Genomic DNA, 16,423 nt, shown 5'->3' on the forward strand with positions numbered 1-16,423 from the left:
TTTCGCCATGACCACACGATTCGAAACTGTCACCCAGGAACTGGCCGCCTCTCCGCGCAAGTGGCTGGTGACCGGCTGCGCCGGCTTCATCGGTTCGAACCTGCTGGAAACCCTGCTCAAGCTCGGCCAGTCCGTCACCGGCCTGGACAACTTCGCCACCGGTCACCAGCGCAACCTGGACGAAGTCCAGGCGTCCGTGTCGCCGGAGCAATGGTCGCGCTTCACCTTCATCGAAGGCGACATCCGTGATCTGGACGCCTGCCGCCGCGCGGCCGAAGGCGTGGATTATGTGCTGCACCAGGCCGCGCTGGGTTCGGTGCCGCGCTCGCTCAACGACCCCATCACGACCAACGACGTCAACATCGGCGGTTTCCTGAACATGCTGGTGGCGGCGCGCGACGCCAAGGTGAAGTCGTTCGTCTATGCGGCGTCCAGCTCCACCTACGGCGATCATCCCGCGCTGCCCAAGGTCGAGGAAAACATCGGCAAGCCGCTGTCGCCGTACGCCGTGACCAAGTACGTCAACGAACTGTACGCCGACGTCTTTGCGCGTTCGTATGGCTTCGAGACGGTGGGCCTGCGCTACTTCAACGTGTTCGGCAAGCGGCAGGATCCGGACGGCGCCTACGCCGCCGTGATTCCGAAGTGGACCGCCGCGATGATCCAGGGCAAGGACGTCACCATCAATGGCGACGGCGAGACCAGCCGCGACTTCTGCTTTGTGGAAAACGCGGTGCAGGCCAACATCCTGGGCGCGCTGGCCGCGCCCGAAGCCCGCAACCAGGTCTACAACGTGGCCGTCAGCGGCCGCAGCACGCTGAACCAGCTGTTCAGCTTCCTGGTGCAGGCCCTGGGCAACCAGGGCGTGGACTACGGCAAGCAGCCGGTTTACGGTGACTTCCGCGCGGGCGATGTGCGCCACTCGCAGGCCGACATCGGCAAGGCCAGCCGCCTGCTGGGCTACGCGCCCACGCACACGGTGCTGCAAGGCCTGGAAGTCGCCATGCCCTGGTACACGCAATTCCTGCGTTGAAAGCACTCGTCCGAAAACTCGGCAACATCCACCCGGATCATCAGCGCATCTTCAAGGGCGCGTTCCGGGTGGCGGTGTTTCTGCTGCTGGGCAAGGCCGCCGGCGCCATCAAGGAGATGGCGGTGGCGTACCGCTACGGCGTCAGCGACGCCGTCGACGCCTACCAGTTCACGATGACGATGGGCACCTGGCTGCCGGTCACGATCGTGGGCGTGCTGTCGGTGGTGCTGATCCCGGTGCTGGTGCGCCTGGCGCGCACGGGCGGGGCCGAGAAAGAACTCTTCATCCGCGAGCTTCAGGGCTGGGTCGCCGCCGCCGGCGTCGCCCTCGCTTTGCTGACGTGGTTTGCCTGGCCATATGTGGTGGACCGGCTGGGGCAGGGCCTGTCGGCGCAAGTTCGCGCCATGACGGGCGACCTGCTTATCGCCTTCGCGCCCGTGTCGGCCCTGCTGCTGATCGCGGGCATCAGCGCCGCGCGGCTGCGCGCACAGGAACGTCACGTCAACACGCTGCTGGACAGCGTGCCTGCCGTGGCGACGCTGGCTTGGGTCATGCTGGCCGTCAGTGCCGAGGGCGTCGGACCCCTGCTGTGGGGCACGCTGGTCGGCTACGCGATTCAGACTGTCTGGCTGGCCTGGCTGGCCGCGCGCGCCGACGGCGGTTTCTGGGGCGCGCCGCGCCTGTCGCTGAAGTCGCCGCACTGGCCCGAGCTGATGAGCGCGGCCGGCGTGATGCTGATCGGCCAGGTCGCCATGAGCTTCGTGGGCCCGCTGGACCAATATGCCGCCGCCAACCTGGGCGCCAATGCCAACGCCACGCTGGGCTACGCAAGCCGGCTGCTGTCCTTGCTGCTGGGCATCGGGGCAGTGTCGGTGGGCCGTGCCGCGCTGCCCGTGCTGGCCGACGTGCAGGCCCGCGGTGATACGGCGCGCGCGCGCAGCATGGCGCTCAAGTGGTCGCTGCTGATGGTGGTGGCGGGCGCCGCCGCCGTGGCGCTGGGCTGGGTGCTGGCGCCGTGGGGCGTGTCGGTGCTGTTCCAGCGCGGCGCGTTCACCGCGGAAAACACCGAAGCCGTCGCGCACGTGCTGCGCTGGGGGCTGCTGCAACTGCCGTTCTACTTCGGCGTGCTGATCCTGGTGCAACTGCTGGCCAGCCAGAACCGATATCGCATCATGGCCGCCATTGCGGTCGCCAATTTTGCGCTGAAGGCCGTGCTGAACACCGTGCTCGCGCCCCGCATGGGCGCGGCCGGCATCATGCTGGCCACCAGCCTCATGTATGTGCTGTCCTTCGCATGCTACCTGGTGGTGGCGATGCGCAAGGCTGAACCCAAGGGGACCGATTGAATGTCCGTTGCCGACTCCGCCCGTCCGGCGCGCGTGTTGCTGTTCATCCATTCCCTGCATGGCGGGGGCGCTGAGCGCGTCGCCGCGGACCTCAGCGCCCATTGGGCGGCCGAAGGCAGCGAGGTCATGGTGGTCACGCAGGCCAGCGCCGACGGCGACGTCTATGCGCTGCATCCCAAGGTCCGGCGCGAAGTCCTGCACACGGCGGGCGAGGGCGGCGGGCTGCGCGGCATCCTCAGCAACCTGCAGCGCGTGCGCGCGCTGCGCCGCGTCGTCAAATCGTTCCGGCCCGACATCGTGCTGGGTATGATGACCACGGCGTCCGTGCTGTCCGTGCTGGCCTGCGCGGGACTGAACTGCCGCGTCATCGCCACGGAACACACCCATCCGCCGTCGCAGACCCTGTCGGGCTTCTGGCAGCGGCTGCGCCGGTTGACCTATCCGCGTGCCGCGCGCGTCGTCGCCTTGACCCGCGGCACCGCCGACTGGCTCGAACAGCATGTGCCGGGCTCGCGGCTCGCGGTCATTCCCAATCCCGTCCACTTTCCGTTGCCGCGCGCCGAGCCCATCCTGACGCCGGCGCCGCAAGACGGCCGCAAGCGTCTGCTGGCGGTCGGCCGGCTGCATGGCGACAAGGGTTTTGATCTGCTGATCCAGGCCTTTGCGCACCTGGCGCCGTCGCATCCCGGCTGGGACTTGGTTATTCTGGGCGAAGGCAGCGAACGCCAGGCGCTCGAAGCGCAGGTGCGCGAGGCCGGCCTGGCATCGCGCGTCTCGATGCCGGGACGCGCCGGCAATGTGGGCGACTGGTACGACAGCGCCGATCTTTATGTACTGACCTCGCGCTTCGAAGGATTGTCCAATACCCTGCTCGAATCCATGGCCAGCGGCCTGGCGGCCGTGTCGTTCGATTGCGATACCGGCCCGCGCGAGATCGTGCGCGAAGGCATCGACGGCGTGCTGGTGCGGCCCAATGGCGACGTGCCGGCGCTGTGCAAGGCGCTGGACGCGGTCATGGCCGATGACAAGGGCCGCGCGCGCATGGCGCGGGCGGCCACCGACGTGCGCGACCGATTCTCGGCCGTGCGCGTGCTGCAGAAATGGCAGGAACTTTTTGACGGCGTGCGGGCGTCGGGCCGCTAGGGCCCCGCGCGCGCCGTTGCCACGGTGAACACGAGAACAACATCATGTGTGGAATAGTCGGAATTTGGGGTCCCCAGGGGAACAAGGCGCAGGTGCTGGCCGATAGCTGCCGCCGCATCCGCCACCGCGGACCGGACAGCAATGGATTCTGGGAAGACGCCGACGCGGGAATCGCGCTGGCGCACGTGCGCCTGGCGATCCTGGACCTGACCGAAGCGGGCCATCAGCCGATGACGTCCGCCTGCGGCCGCTACGTCATGGTGTTCAACGGCGAGGTCTACAACCACCTGGACATCCGCAAGCAGCTCGAGGAATCGGCGCTGGCGCCGGCGTGGCGCGGGCATTCGGACACCGAGACGCTCCTTGCCGGCTTTACCGCGCTGGGCATCGAGGCCACGCTGCAAGCCTCGGTCGGCATGTTCGCCATCGCGTTGTGGGACAAGGCCTCGCGCAAGCTCGTGCTGGCGCGCGATCGCATGGGCGAGAAGCCGCTGTACTACGGCTATTCCAATTCGGAGCTGGTGTTTGCGTCGGAACTCAAGGGCCTGATGCCGATTCCGGGCTTTGGGCGCAACCTGAACCGCAACGCGCTGGCGTCGTTCATGCGGCACAACTACATTCCCGCGCCGCAATCCATCTACGAAGGCATCGCCAAGCTGCCGCCCGGCACGTGGATCGAATTCTCGGCCGACGACGCGCGCAACCGCCGCATGCCGGAGCCGCGGGTGTACTGGTCCGCGCGCGAGGCCGCGGATGCGGCGTCAAACGCCCGGCTCTCGTTCGACTCTGATGCACAAGCCACCGACGCGCTGGAAAAGGTGCTGTCCAAAGCCGTGGGCGGCCAGATGCTGTCCGACGTCAGCCTGGGCGCGTTCCTGTCCGGCGGCATCGATTCGTCGACCATCGTGGCGCTGATGCAAGCGCAAAGCTCGCAGCCGGTGCGCACGTTTGCCATCGGTTTTCACGAGAAGGGCTACGACGAGGCGCAGCACGCCAAGGCCGTGGCCACGCACCTGGGCACCGATCACACGGAACTCTACGTCACCGCGGACGACGCGCTGGCGGTCGTGCCCACGCTGGCCGACATGTACGACGAACCCTTTGCCGACTCGTCGCAGATCCCCACGTCGCTGGTCACGCGCATGGCGCGCCAGCACGTGACGGTGGCCTTGTCGGGCGACGGCGGCGACGAACTGTTCGGCGGCTATTCGCGCTACTTCCGCGTGGACAACTGGTGGCGCCAGTTCGAGCGCGTGCCCGGGCTGCTGCGCAAGCCGGCCGGCGCGATGCTCAGCGCGTCCACCCATCTGCCCGGCCGCGGCGCATGGCGCGGCAAGGTCGGCAAGCTGGGCGAACTGCTGCGCGCCGACACGCGCGGCGAGTTCTACCGCGGGTTCGTGTCGTACTGGCCGGACCCGGCCAGCGTCGTGAAGGGCGGCGTGGAACCCCAGTCGGTGTTCGAACGCGCCATGCAGGGATCGTTCTTCGAGTCGATGATGAAGCTCGACACGGTGACCTACCTGCCCGACGACATCCTGGTCAAGGTGGACCGCGCCGCAATGGCCGTCAGCCTGGAAACCCGCGTGCCGCTGATCGACCACCGTGTCTATGAATTCGCCTGGAGCCTGCCGCACCAGTACAAGGTGCGCGGCAACACCGGCAAGTGGCTGCTGCGGCAGGTGCTGCATCGCCACGTGCCGCAGGCGCTGGTCGACCGCCCCAAGCGCGGTTTCGCCGTGCCGCTGGCCGCGTGGCTGCGCGGTCCGTTGCGCGAATGGGCCGATGCGTTGCTGGATCCGGCACGCCTGCGTCAGGAGGGCTGGTTCGAACCCGAACCCATCCTGCGCAAATGGCGTGAACACACGTCGGGGCATCGCAATTGGGACAGCCATCTGTGGGGCGTGCTGATGATGCAGGCCTGGCTGGACCGCTACCGCGCGGGAATGGACCAAGGGGGACCGATTGAGGACCGTTGACGAATGAAAATACTGATGCTGGTCAGCTCCATGCACGCCGGCGGCGCGGAACGCGTCGCGGCGACCCTGGTCAACGCATGGTCAGAGCGCGGCGACACCGTCATCCTGACGCCCACCTACTCATCCAAGGGCACCTGCTTCTACCCCCTGTCGGACAAGGTTCAGCTGTCGTGGCTGGCCGATCTGGCCGGCACCCGGGTGTCGGGCGGGATGGCGGCCTTCAAGCGGCTGCTGGCCCTGCGCAAGCACATTCGCGATTCGCGGCCCGACGTGGTGGTGTCCTTCCTGACCAACGTCAACGTGGCCGCCATTCTGGCCACGCGCGGCCTGAACGTGCCGCTCATCGTCTGCGAGCGCACCAATCCGGTCGCTGAAACCACCACGGGAACCGTCTGGCGCAAGCTGCGCCGTGTGCTGTACCCGCGCGCCGACATGGTGACGGTGCAGGCCGAAGACACCGCCGGTCCGTTCGCGCGCCAGGTGCCCGGCATCCGGCGCCTGGCCGTCATCCCGAATCCACTGCCCGCGCCGCTGCTGGATGCGCCGCTGGTGCAGCAGCGTCACGAGGCCGGCCCGCGCGAGTTGATCGCGATGGGGCGGCTGGTGCCGGACAAGCAGTTCGACCTTCTGATCGACATCTTTGCGCAGCTTGCGCCGGAATTTCCCGACTGGAACCTGCGCATCTGGGGCGAAGGCCCCGAGCGCGAGGCGCTGCAGCAGCAGGTGGCGCGTCTGCGCCTGCAGTCGCGCGTCAGTTTGCCGGGGCGCACCGAAGCACCCTGGGAAGAACTGGCGCGCGGCCAGGCCTTCGTGCTCAGTTCGCTGGTCGAGGGCTTTCCCAATGTGTTGCTGGAAGCGATGTCGCTGGGCTTGCCCTGCGTGGCGTTCGATTGCCCCAGTGGTCCGCGCGAGATGACGCGGGACGGCCAGGACGCGCTGCTGGTGCCGGCGGGCGACCGGGTCGCGATGACCGATGCTCTGCATCGTTTGATGGGCGACGTGTCGCTGCGCGAGCAGTTGGGCGCGCGCGGCGCCGCGGCCGTGCGCCAGCGTTATGCGCTGTCCAGCGTGCTGACCGAATGGGATGAGCTGTTCGAAGCGGTGCGGGAGGGGCGATGAGCACCCGGCCGCTGCGCATCCTGCATGTCATCACGGGGCTGGGCCAGGGCGGCGCCGAATCGGTGCTGACGCGCCTGGCGACCTGGCCGGACGCGGGCGTCGAACACACGGTCGTGTCGCTGACCGATGAAGGTTTGTATGGCGAGCGCCTGCGCGCGGCGGGCGTTGCGGTGCATGCCCTGGGCATGAAGCGCGGCCGCGTCAGCCTGGGCGGCTTCCTGGCTCTGCGCCGCCTGATCGCCACGAACCGTCCCGATGCCGTTCAAACCTGGATGTATCACGCCGACCTGATTGGCGGCCTGGCCGCCCGCCTGGCAGGCGTTCGCGCCATTGCGTGGGGCATCCGCAATTCCGGCGAGCACCTTGAGCGCAGCAGCCGGTCGGCGCGGCTGGTGCTGCGCGCGTGCGCGATGCTATCGGGCAGCGTGCCGCGCGCGATCGTTTGCGCGGCGCAGAACGCGGCCGAGCGCCACGCCGAAAAAGGCTACCGCCGCGACCGCATGGTCGTGATCGCCAACGGCTATGACTTGTCGCGCTACGCGCCGGATCCGCAGGCGCGCTCGCGCGTTCGCGCCGCATGGGGACTGTCCGAAGACGCTCCCGTGATCGGCTGCGTGGCGCGCTGGGATCCGCTCAAGGACCACGCCAACCTGCTGCGCGCCGTGGCCGCGCTGGTGCGCGATGGACGCGACGCGGGGTTGCGCTGCGTGCTGATCGGCCGCGACATGACCGACGGTAACGCCCAACTGGGCGCCTTGCTCGACAAGCTGGACCTGCGCGACCGCGTGGTGCTCAACGGTCCCAGCGACGACGTGCCCGCCGTCATGAACGGCCTGGATGTGCACGTGCTGTCGAGCTGCGCCGAAGGCTTTCCGAACGTGGTGGCCGAAGCCATGGCGTGCGGCGTGTATTGCGTGGTGACCGACGTGGGCGACGCCGCCTACATCGTCGGCGACACCGGCGTGGTGGTGCCGCCCGAGCAGGCCGAGGCCCTCGCCCGCGGCATCGAATCCGCGCTGGGCGATGTGGCCGCGCGCGGCCGCGAGCGCGCGGGCGAGGCTGGGCGCGCGCGCGTCCTGGAACACTTTGATCTTGCACGCATGGTGCAAAGCTACATCGCCGTCTGGCGCCGTATTTCTGGAGTCCAAGCATGAGCGCCGGACGCTGCCTGCTGTTTGTCGTCAACAATCCGGCGTTCTTCATGTCGCATCGCGTGCCGGTCGCCCTGGCCGCGCAGAAGGCAGGCTACGACGTCCACGTCGCGACGATGGACGGTCCGGCGGTGGCTGACATCCAGGCGCTGGGCATGACCCATCACGCGATTCCCATGACGCGCAGCGGCAAGCATCCGCTGCAGGAACTGGGCACGCTGCTGGCGCTGGTGCGCCTGTTCCGCCGGCTGCGTCCCGATGTGGTGCATCTGGTCACCATCAAGCCCGTGCTGTACGGCGGCATCGCCGCGCGCATTGCGCGGGTGCCCGGCATGGTGGCGGCGATCTCCGGATTGGGATTCGTGTTCCTGTCGAACTCGCTGAAGATGCGGCTGGTGCGCGCCGTGGTGGCGCGCCTGTACCGCGTTGCGCTGGGCCATCCGAACAGCCGTGTGATCTTCCAGAACGCCAACGACCGTGACCTTCTCAAGTCGCTGGGCGCCGTGCGCGAGGACCAGGTGGTCATCATCCGCGGCGCGGGCGTGGACCTCGACGCCTATCGGCCCACCCCGGAGCCGCCCGCGCCGCCCGTTGTCGTCACGATGGTGGCGCGCCTGCTGCGCGACAAGGGCGTGCAGGAGTTCGTGCAGGCGGCCAAACTGCTGCGTGAACGCGGCGTGCCGGTGACGATGCAACTGGTGGGCGGCCTGGACGCTGGCAATCCGACGTCCGCCACGCAGGCCGACGTCGATGCCTGGCAGCAGGACGGCTGCGTGCAGGCGCTGGGCGAGCGTTCGGATGTGGCGGCGCTGTACGCGGCCGCGCACATCGCGGTGCTGCCGTCCTACCGCGAAGGCCTGCCGAAATCCTTGATCGAGGCCGCGGCCTGCGGCCGGGCGGTCGTGACGACCGACGTGCCGGGCTGCCGCGATGCCATCGAACCCAACGTGACCGGCCTCCTGGTGCCGGTGCGCGACGCGGCGGCGCTGGCTGAGGCCATTGCGCGCCTTGCGCAAGACGCGGCGTTGCGTCAGGCGATGGGCACGGCGGGCAGGGCGCTGGCGGAGCGCGAGTTTGACATCAACCAGGTCGCTCGCATCCACGTCGCGCTGTACGACGCGCTCAGCGCCTGATTGCGTCGATCCAGAACCGCGTGGACGGATCCTGCTGGCTGGGCTGGGGCGCGTCCAGCTCGCGCATGATGTTCTTGGCCAATACCTTGCCGAACTCCACGCCCCACTGATCGAACGGGTTGATGCCCCAGATCACGCCCTGCGTGAACACCTTGTGCTCGTACAGCGCCAGCAGCGCGCCAAGCGTGAAGGCTTCGAGGCGCGGCAACACGATCAGCGACGACGGCCGGCCGCCCGGATGCACGCGGTGCTGCGCCAGCAGGCGCGCACGCGCCGGGTCGCGTTCCGTGGCGGAGGTTTCCGCCAGGGCTTCTTCAAAGGTCTTGCCGCGCAGGAGCGCCGAGCGCTGCGCCAGGCAATTGGCGACCAGCAACTCGTGGTGCCGGGCATAGGCATGGTCGGGCTGCTCGCACAGGATGAAATCCACGGGCGCGCCCGTCGTGTCCTGATGCAGCCATTGGAAGAACGTGTGCTGGCAATCGGTGCCCGACATGCCCCACACCGCGGGGCCGGTCGGCACGCCAGCGGGGCTGCCGTCGGCGGTCGCGACCTTGCCCAGCGATTCCATTTCAAGCTGCTGGGCCCACGGCACGATGTGATACAGCCGCGAATCGTATGGGGTGATGACCAGCGAGTCGTAGCCCAGCACGCTGCGGTTGGCCACGCCGGCCAGCGCCATCTGCACGGGGGCGTTCTCGGCCAGCGGCGCGGTGCGGAAATGGTCGTCCATGGCCGCGGCGCCCGCCAGCAGCTGGTCGAAGGTGTCGTTGCCGAGCGCCAGCGCGACCGGCAGGCCGATGGCGGACCACAGCGAATAGCGCCCGCCCACCCAGTCCCAGATCTGGAAGATGTGATCGGGCAGGATGCCCAGGTTGAGTGCCGCCTCGACATTGCAGGTGATCGCGACGACCTGCTTGATGGGGTCGGCGACGCCGGCGTCGCGCAGCCAGTTCATCGCCACTTCGGCGTTGGCCAGCGGCTCGGTCGTGGTGAACGATTTGGACGCGACGATGACCAGCGTGTTGTGCGGATCCAGGCGGCTCATCGCATCGGCGACCGAGTGCGAATCCACGTTGGAGGCGAAGCGCACTTCGCGCCGCACGCCCTCGTGGCGCAGGGCACGGGTGACCAGGCGCGGCCCCCAGTCGCTGCCGCCAATCCCCAGATGCAGCACGCCGCTGTAGCGGCCCGCCGCGTCGGCCGCCCGCACGAATTCGCGCATGCGTTCGCGCTCGGCCAGCACCGCCTTGGCCACCATGGCGGGCGGTTCGGCCGCGCGCAGGGCGGTGTGCCAGGCGGCGCGTCCTTCCGTCCAGTTGGCCTGGCCGCCGTCAAACAGCCGCGCGCGGCTGGCCTCGAAGTCCTGCTGCACCAGCAGCGCCTGCGAGGCCGCCAGCAGGTCGGGCGACTGCGCCTGGGCGCTCAGATCCAGGCGCAGCCCGGGCGCATTGATGAGGCGCAGCTTCTGGCCGTCCCGGGATGCCGTACGTGTTGCGGTGATGAACTGCTGCCACGCGGGGCTGTTGGCTAACGACATGAGCGGATCAGAAGGGCAGTGTGGCGTTCGGCGCCAGCTTGCCGAGTTCGCGGCGGAAGTCGGCCTGGATGCGCGCGAGCGCCGCTTCGCTTTGCGCCTCGAAACGCAGCACGACGACCGGCGTGGTGTTCGACGGCCGCGCCAGGCCAAAGCCATCGGCGTATTCGGCGCGCACGCCGTCGATCGTGATCACGCGCTTGGCGTCGGGGAACTGGCCTTGGTCCTGCAACGCCTTGACCAGCGTGAACGGCTGGCCTTCTTCCATTTCGAGCTTCAGTTCCGGCGTGGAAACGTCCTGTGGCAGGGCTTCCAGCGGCTCGCAGGCGTCGGCAAAGCGCGACACGATCTCCAGCAGGCGCGCGCCCGTGTAGAGGCCATCGTCAAAGCCGTACCAGCGTTCCTTGAAGAAGATGTGCCCGCTCATTTCGCCGGCCAGCGGCGCGCCGGTTTCAGCCAGCTTGGCCTTGACCAGCGAGTGGCCCGTCTTCCACATCAGCGCTTTGCCGCCGGCCGCTTCGACCGACAGGCCGACGTGGCGGCTGCACTTGACGTCATAGATGATGGTGGCGCCGGGATTGCGCTCGAGCACGTCGCGCGCAAAGAGGACGAGCTGGCGGTCGGGCCAGATGATCTGGCCGGACTTGGTGACCACGCCCAGGCGGTCGCCGTCGCCGTCAAAGGCCAGGCCAAGTTCGCAATCGGTCTCGGCCACGTGCTTGATGAGGTCCTGCAGGTTTTTGGGTTCAGCGGGGTCGGGATGGTGGTTGGGGAAGTTGCCATCCACCTCGCAGAACAGTTCGTCGACCTCGCAGCCCAGCGCGCGGAACAGCTGCGGCGCGACCGCGCCGGCCACGCCGTTGCCGCAATCGATGGCGATCTTCATGGGACGCGCCAGCTTGACGCCGGAGGCCACGCGGGCAATGTAGGTCTGCGCCAGGTCGAGCTGGCGGCGCGTGCCGGCCTCGGCCGCGGGCGCCGGGGCATCGCCATTCATGGCCTGCGCCAGTTGCTGGACGTCGTCGCCGTACAGCGCGCGGCCGCCCATCATCATCTTGAAGCCGTTGTACTTGGGCGGGTTGTGGCTGCCGGTGATGGCAACGCCGGACCCGGTTTGCATGATGTTGGCCGCGAAGTACACGAGCGGGGTGGGAACCATGCCGACGTCCAGCGTATCCACGCCGCCTTCGAGCATGCCTTCCTGCAACGCGAGGGACAGCATTTCGCTGCTGAGGCGGCCATCGCGGCCAACCACGAGCGTCTGCACGCCTTGTTCGCGGGCGCGGGCGGCAAGCGCCACGCCGAGAGACCGGGCGAAGGCCGCGTCGATCAGGTCCGGCACCGTGCCGCGAATGTCATATGCCTTGAAAACAGAGGCCGGAAATTGTGTATTGTTGCCCACGACGGTTCCTTGTTGAGGGGGACAGCGCGGCGGCTGCCGGGTAATGGTAAACCCGCACATCCAAACCGCTATGGCAAGGGCCAAAGCTGGATTATCCCCCATCGGCGCGGGGGGCTTCATCCTTCGGGCGGAGTAGGGCATTTACCCGGTGCCGGCCTGCCCCGCCATGGTGCGGCGCATGGGGCGGCGCCGCCTGTTTCCGGTGCACGTCCGCAGGCAAAAAAGCCGCTTGCCGGGCGGGCGCGCATGGCACAAAAGTTGCTCGTCATCCGAAGGTGATACGCTTGCCGGGCAAGCAGAAAGACCAGGAGGGGCCATGGGCGCCAAAGTATCCACAGTCATGTCATCGGGCGGCGCCACAAGCAGGCGGGGACCACCCACGGACTTTGCCGGTCCGGCGGCCGGCCGCGAACGCAGGCTTGATATCCACGTCTTTGCCGCGGCAACGGGCGATCTGGCCGCTGGCCGCGCCTGGGAGCGCAGCGTCTGGCGCGATGCGCGCGTCCTCATCGCCGAATGCCCGGCGCCGCATCTGGCGGCATCGATCGAAAGCGCGTTGCGCACGGTTGCCGCCAGCGTGGCGCGCGACCGCGGCTGGCAGGCCGCAGGCACCGTGTCTTTCTCGCTCGACGACCGCAGCGGCGTCTTCCGCGTCATCGACGCGCAGGCGCGGGCCCGCACGCCGGACATGCCGGTTGCCGAACACGATCCCATCGCGCCGCACGTGCTGGAAGTGCGCATCGACGGTTGCGGCGATCGCCGCCTGCCGTGCACTCACCTCATGGTCTGCGGCGCCACCCGTGGCGAAGTCCTGCGCCGCGCCTACCGCGCCTTGTCCGAATTGCCCGGCCCCGCCGGCGTGGACCGCGCCTTCCTGATGGAGCGCATCGCCTCCCGCGCCTTCTGCTCGGGCATGACGGGCACCCGGCTGGACCAGGCGGTCGGCTGACAGGTCCAACAGGCACCCGCAGGGGGCTTCGGCGGGCGCCGCCCAGCCCCTACAATAGTCCGCACATCCGATGAACAGCGCCCGGCCCTCGGCGGCCGGGCCGACTCTCTGTGCGGCACCCATGACACTGCTGAGCGATCTCCGGGCCCTCTTGGGCGATTCCCACGTGCTGACCGGCGCGGACGCGGATTCCTATGTGCTGGATTGGCGCCGCCGCTATCGCGGCGCGGCCCTGGCGGTGATCCGCCCCGGTTCCACGGCGGACGTGGCCGCCGCGATCAAGCTGTGCGCGCAGCACGGCGTGCCCGTCGTGCCGCAAGGCGGCAATACCGGCCTGTGCGGCGGCGCCACGCCGGACGACACCGGCACCGCGGTCGTCCTGTCCACGGCCCGGCTCACCGCGGTGCGCGCACTGGATACCGACAACGACACCATCACGGTCGAGGCCGGCTGCATCCTGCAGGCCGTGCAGGAGGCCGCAGCGGCAGCCAACCGGCTGTTCCCGCTGAGCCTGGCGGCCGAAGGCAGCTGCACCATCGGCGGCAATCTGGCCACCAACGCCGGCGGCACGCAGGTGCTGCGCTATGGCAACACGCGCGACCTCACGCTGGGCCTGGAGGTCGTGACCGCCGAAGGCGAGATCTGGGACGGCCTGCGCGGCCTGCGCAAGGACAACACCGGCTACGACCTGCGCGACCTGTACATCGGCAGCGAAGGCACCCTGGGCATCATCACGGCCGCCACCCTCAAGCTGTACCCGCGTCCCGTGGCGTCCTGCACGGCGCTGCTTACGCTGGACAGCATCGACAACGCCGTCGAGGTCCTGTCGCGCGCCCGTTCCGGATTTGGCGCCTCGCTGACCGGGTTCGAACTCATGAGCGGCGCCTGCCTGCAAGGCGTGGTGCGGCTGTTTCCGCAGCAGCGCCTGCCTTTTGAAGGCGAGTCGGCGGCTTCGCCGTGGTTCGCGCTGCTGGAACTGTCCGACAGCGAAAGCGAAACGCACGCCCGCGAGCGCTTCGAGGCCGTGCTGGGCGACGCCATCGAAGCCGGCCTGGTGAACGACGCAGCCATCGCCGCCAACGTGTCGCAAAGCAAGGCGCTGTGGCATCTGCGTGAAAGCATTCCGCTGGCTGAGGCCGAGCTGGGTAAGTCGGTCAAGCACGATGTCTCGATCCCCATCTCGTCGATCGCCGGGTTCGTGCACAAGACCAACGCCTTGCTGCAGGCGCGCTTTCCGGGCGTGCGCCACGTGATCTTCGGCCACCTGGGCGACGGCAACCTGCACTACAACGTGGCCCATGCCCCCGGACAGACCGAAGCCGAGCTGCTGGCGCTGCAAGGCGAGATCTATGGCGTCGTGCATGACAGCGTGCACGCGCACAAGGGATCCATCAGCGCCGAGCACGGCGTAGGTCAGCTCAAACGCGACGAACTGCCGCGCTACAAGAACCCCGTCGAACTGGCGCTGATGCGCCGGATCAAGCGGGCGCTGGATCCCCAGGGTCTCATGAACCCCGGCAAGGTGCTGCAGGCATAACGCGGCCAGGATCGCAGACCATGAAAACCCCTCCCGCAGCGGGCGCGAACCACCGGGTGCTGATCGTCGAAGACGACCATGTCATCGCCGGCAATCTGTACAGCTTCCTGGAGGCGCGGGGCTTTCTGCCCGATGTGGCGTACAGCGGACCCGCGGCCCTTCAACGGTTGCAGGAACAGCGTTTTGACGCCGTGCTGCTGGACATCGGCCTGCCCGGCATGGACGGCAACGCCGTGCTGCATGACATGCGCACGGAACGGCGGCTGGCCGTGCCGGTGCTGATGCTGACCGCGCGCGACAGCCTCGAAGACAAGCTGGCGGGCTTTTCCCATGGCGCCGACGACTATCTCACCAAGCCGTTCGCGCTGCTCGAAGTGGAAGCGCGGCTGCTGGCGCTGATCCAGCGCGCCAAAGGGTCGACGGTCGATGCGGAGCGCACCTTCGGCCCGCTTCAGTTCGACGCGCGCAGCCGCGTCGTGTCGGTCAGCGGCGTGCCGGTCCACCTGACCCGCAAGGCGGGCCTCATCATCGAGGTGCTGCTGCGCGACCCGGGCCGCGTGGTGACGCGCGAAGAACTGGAATCGGTCCTGTGGGGCAACGAACCGCCCTCGTCCGATGCGCTGCGCAGCCAGGTCCACCTGCTGCGGCGCGCGCTGGCCGACGCGGGTTTTGACGGCATCGAGACCGTGCACGGCACCGGCTGGCGCCTGACGCTGCCCGCCGCCGCATCATGAGCCGCGCCGCCGCCGGCACGCTGACCCAGCGCGTGGTCTGGGCGCTGACGGGCACGGTCGCGCTGTTCGTCACCGCGCTGGCCCTCCTGGCCTACCTGACGTTCGACCAGATGGAAGACGATCTGGTCAACGACATCCTGAACACCGAGATGGACCGCCTGGTCCAGCATGCGCGCAGCAGCGACGAGTTCCTGCCGCGCCACGGCGCGCGCGAACTCGGCGGATCCATGCGGGCGTGGCTCAGCGTGGACGGTCAGCCGCCCGCCGGCATGCCGCCGGAACTGCTTTCGCTGGAAAACGGACTGCACCTGATCGAACCTGGCGCCTACACCTGGCACGTGATGGTGGCCGAGACGGGCCGGGGCACGGTGTACCTGCTGTACGACGCCACCGACAACGAAGAGCGGGTGCACGATTTCGGGCTGATCGTGCTGGGCGTGGGCGCCATCTGCGTCGTGCTCGCCTACGGGTTGGCGCGTCGTGTGGCGGGGGTGGCGGTCGGACCGTTGCTGGATCTGACGGACCGGCTGTCGACCTGGGCGCCGGGCTCGCCTGACATGGCCGTCACGCGCGACGACGAGGCCGGGCGTCTCATTGAAGCCTTCAACCGCGTGCAGAACCAGGTGGACCGGTCCATCGCCCGCGAACGCGAGTTCGCCAGCAACCTTAGCCACGAGGTGCGCACGCCGCTGGCGGCGATCCGCTCGGACAGCGAGCTCATGCTCCTGACGCAGGCATTGACGCCGGATCAGCAGCAGCGCCTGACACGCGTGGTGGACAACGTGGACGACGTCATCGTCAGTCTGGAAAGCGCGCGGGCAATGGCGCGCGACGAGTTGCGCGCGCCGGAACCGGTGGACATCGCCGAGTGCATGGAAGACGCGTGGCGGGGGCATGCCGCCCAGGCCAGTCTGGCCGACCTGCGCTTTGACAATCAATTGCCCGCCGGCCAGGTGCTGACGCTGGACCGCTACGCCTTGCTGACCGTGCTGCGCAACCTCGTGCGCAACGCCATCGAACACGCCGCACCGGCCACGCTGACCGTGGCGCTGGACGCGGAGGGCGGATTGGCGTTGCGCGACAACGGCAAGGGCATTGCTGCCAGCGATCTGCCTTTTCTGTTCCGCCGCTATTTCAGCGGCCGCCTGCGCGATTCCGGCGTGGCGGGCGGCGACGAGACGGCGCGCGGGCTGGGCCTGGCGATCGCCAAGCGCGTCTGCGACATGCAGGGCTGGTCGCTCAGCGTCGAATCCTCGCAAGCAGAAGGCCCGGCGCGCGGCACGCGCTTCCTGCTGCGTTTCGAGCCCGACGAGCGGGGCGGCCCGACGGCGCAAATTTGACGAATTTTCGACTGGCGGGACCGTAA

13 protein-coding genes are annotated in these 16,423 nt (G+C 68.6%); 11 read left to right on the forward strand and 2 right to left on the reverse strand.

The window, feature by feature from the left end; all coding sequences use genetic code 11:
- The first annotated feature begins 7 nt into the window (after nucleotides 1-7).
- Genes HV681_RS07725 through HV681_RS07755 form a run of 7 tightly spaced genes read left to right on the forward strand, consistent with a single transcriptional unit; the run spans nucleotide 8 to nucleotide 8,901 of the window.
- The gene (locus HV681_RS07725) at nucleotides 8-1,033 is read left to right on the forward strand and encodes an SDR family oxidoreductase (protein ID WP_175122511.1); all 1,026 of its coding nucleotides are present in this window, start codon (nucleotides 8-10) and stop codon (nucleotides 1,031-1,033) included.
- Nucleotides 1,030-2,379: a murein biosynthesis integral membrane protein MurJ gene (gene murJ / locus HV681_RS07730; protein WP_175122512.1), complete on the forward strand. Its 1,350-nt coding sequence runs from the start codon at nucleotides 1,030-1,032 to the stop codon at nucleotides 2,377-2,379. The genes HV681_RS07725 and murJ overlap by 4 nt, the downstream gene beginning before the upstream one ends.
- Nucleotides 2,380-3,522, forward strand: a complete 1,143-nt coding sequence (locus HV681_RS07735; RefSeq protein WP_175122513.1) for a glycosyltransferase family 4 protein — start codon at nucleotides 2,380-2,382, stop codon at nucleotides 3,520-3,522. It begins immediately after the preceding gene.
- A 44-nt stretch (nucleotides 3,523-3,566) separates the two neighbouring features.
- Nucleotides 3,567-5,498: an asparagine synthase (glutamine-hydrolyzing) gene (asnB, locus tag HV681_RS07740; protein ID WP_175122514.1), complete on the forward strand. Its 1,932-nt coding sequence runs from the start codon at nucleotides 3,567-3,569 to the stop codon at nucleotides 5,496-5,498.
- A 3-nt stretch (nucleotides 5,499-5,501) separates the two neighbouring features.
- Nucleotides 5,502-6,617 (forward strand): glycosyltransferase family 4 protein, encoded by a 1,116-nt coding sequence (locus HV681_RS07745; RefSeq protein WP_175122515.1) that lies wholly within the window; start codon nucleotides 5,502-5,504, stop codon nucleotides 6,615-6,617.
- Entirely contained in the window at nucleotides 6,614-7,771 is a 1,158-nt protein-coding gene (locus tag HV681_RS07750; protein ID WP_175122516.1) for a glycosyltransferase family 4 protein, read from the forward strand. Before HV681_RS07745 ends, HV681_RS07750 begins: the two co-directional genes overlap by 4 nt.
- Nucleotides 7,768-8,901 carry a glycosyltransferase family 4 protein gene (locus HV681_RS07755; protein WP_175122517.1) on the forward strand — a complete coding sequence of 378 codons (1,134 nt, stop codon included), beginning with the start codon at nucleotides 7,768-7,770 and terminating at the stop codon, nucleotides 8,899-8,901. The genes HV681_RS07750 and HV681_RS07755 overlap by 4 nt, the downstream gene beginning before the upstream one ends.
- Here the strand turns inward: HV681_RS07755 and pgi are convergent.
- Both pgi and HV681_RS07765 read right to left on the reverse strand, forming a co-directional pair.
- Nucleotides 8,891-10,438, reverse strand: a complete 1,548-nt coding sequence (gene pgi / locus HV681_RS07760; RefSeq protein ID WP_175122518.1) for a glucose-6-phosphate isomerase — start codon at nucleotides 10,436-10,438, stop codon at nucleotides 8,891-8,893. The two genes, HV681_RS07755 and pgi, sit on opposite strands and share 11 nt — an antisense overlap.
- A gap of 7 nt (nucleotides 10,439-10,445) precedes the next feature.
- Complete coding sequence (locus HV681_RS07765) at nucleotides 10,446-11,837, reverse strand: phosphomannomutase/phosphoglucomutase (protein ID WP_175122519.1); 1,392 nt, start codon at nucleotides 11,835-11,837, stop codon at nucleotides 10,446-10,448.
- A gap of 316 nt (nucleotides 11,838-12,153) precedes the next feature.
- Between HV681_RS07765 and HV681_RS07770 the strand changes: the two genes are divergently transcribed.
- From HV681_RS07770 to HV681_RS07785, 4 genes are all read left to right on the forward strand, one after another.
- Nucleotides 12,154-12,786 carry a BPTD_3102 family carboxylase-like protein gene (locus HV681_RS07770; RefSeq protein ID WP_175122520.1) on the forward strand — a complete coding sequence of 211 codons (633 nt, stop codon included), beginning with the start codon at nucleotides 12,154-12,156 and terminating at the stop codon, nucleotides 12,784-12,786.
- 121 nt (nucleotides 12,787-12,907) lie between these two features.
- Complete coding sequence (locus HV681_RS07775) at nucleotides 12,908-14,323, forward strand: FAD-binding oxidoreductase (protein WP_175122521.1); 1,416 nt, start codon at nucleotides 12,908-12,910, stop codon at nucleotides 14,321-14,323.
- A gap of 20 nt (nucleotides 14,324-14,343) precedes the next feature.
- Nucleotides 14,344-15,057, forward strand: a complete 714-nt coding sequence (locus HV681_RS07780; RefSeq protein WP_175122522.1) for a response regulator transcription factor — start codon at nucleotides 14,344-14,346, stop codon at nucleotides 15,055-15,057.
- Nucleotides 15,054-16,397, forward strand: coding sequence for a sensor histidine kinase (locus HV681_RS07785; protein ID WP_175122523.1), 1,344 nt, complete (start codon nucleotides 15,054-15,056; stop codon nucleotides 16,395-16,397). The genes HV681_RS07780 and HV681_RS07785 overlap by 4 nt, the downstream gene beginning before the upstream one ends.
- The last annotated feature ends 26 nt before the right edge of the window (nucleotides 16,398-16,423 follow it).

This window comes from Achromobacter animicus (assembly GCF_902859585.1).
Lineage (GTDB): Bacteria > Pseudomonadota > Gammaproteobacteria > Burkholderiales > Burkholderiaceae_B > Achromobacter > Achromobacter animicus.

Bases quoted from the DNA above. Each gene is read 5' to 3' on its own strand.
- HV681_RS07725 (WP_175122511.1), top strand. From the start codon at position 8: ATGACCACACGATTCGAAACTGTCACCCAGGAACTGGCCGCCTCTCCG.
- HV681_RS07735 (WP_175122513.1), top strand. From the start codon at position 2,380: ATGTCCGTTGCCGACTCCGCCCGTCCGGCGCGCGTGTTGCTGTTCATC.
- asnB (WP_175122514.1), top strand. From the start codon at position 3,567: ATGTGTGGAATAGTCGGAATTTGGGGTCCCCAGGGGAACAAGGCGCAG.
- HV681_RS07745 (WP_175122515.1), top strand. From the start codon at position 5,502: ATGAAAATACTGATGCTGGTCAGCTCCATGCACGCCGGCGGCGCGGAA.
- HV681_RS07750 (WP_175122516.1), top strand. From the start codon at position 6,614: ATGAGCACCCGGCCGCTGCGCATCCTGCATGTCATCACGGGGCTGGGC.
- HV681_RS07755 (WP_175122517.1), top strand. From the start codon at position 7,768: ATGAGCGCCGGACGCTGCCTGCTGTTTGTCGTCAACAATCCGGCGTTC.
- pgi (WP_175122518.1), bottom strand. From the start codon at position 10,438: ATGTCGTTAGCCAACAGCCCCGCGTGGCAGCAGTTCATCACCGCAACA.
- HV681_RS07770 (WP_175122520.1), top strand. From the start codon at position 12,154: ATGGGCGCCAAAGTATCCACAGTCATGTCATCGGGCGGCGCCACAAGC.
- HV681_RS07775 (WP_175122521.1), top strand. From the start codon at position 12,908: ATGACACTGCTGAGCGATCTCCGGGCCCTCTTGGGCGATTCCCACGTG.
- HV681_RS07780 (WP_175122522.1), top strand. From the start codon at position 14,344: ATGAAAACCCCTCCCGCAGCGGGCGCGAACCACCGGGTGCTGATCGTC.
- HV681_RS07785 (WP_175122523.1), top strand. From the start codon at position 15,054: ATGAGCCGCGCCGCCGCCGGCACGCTGACCCAGCGCGTGGTCTGGGCG.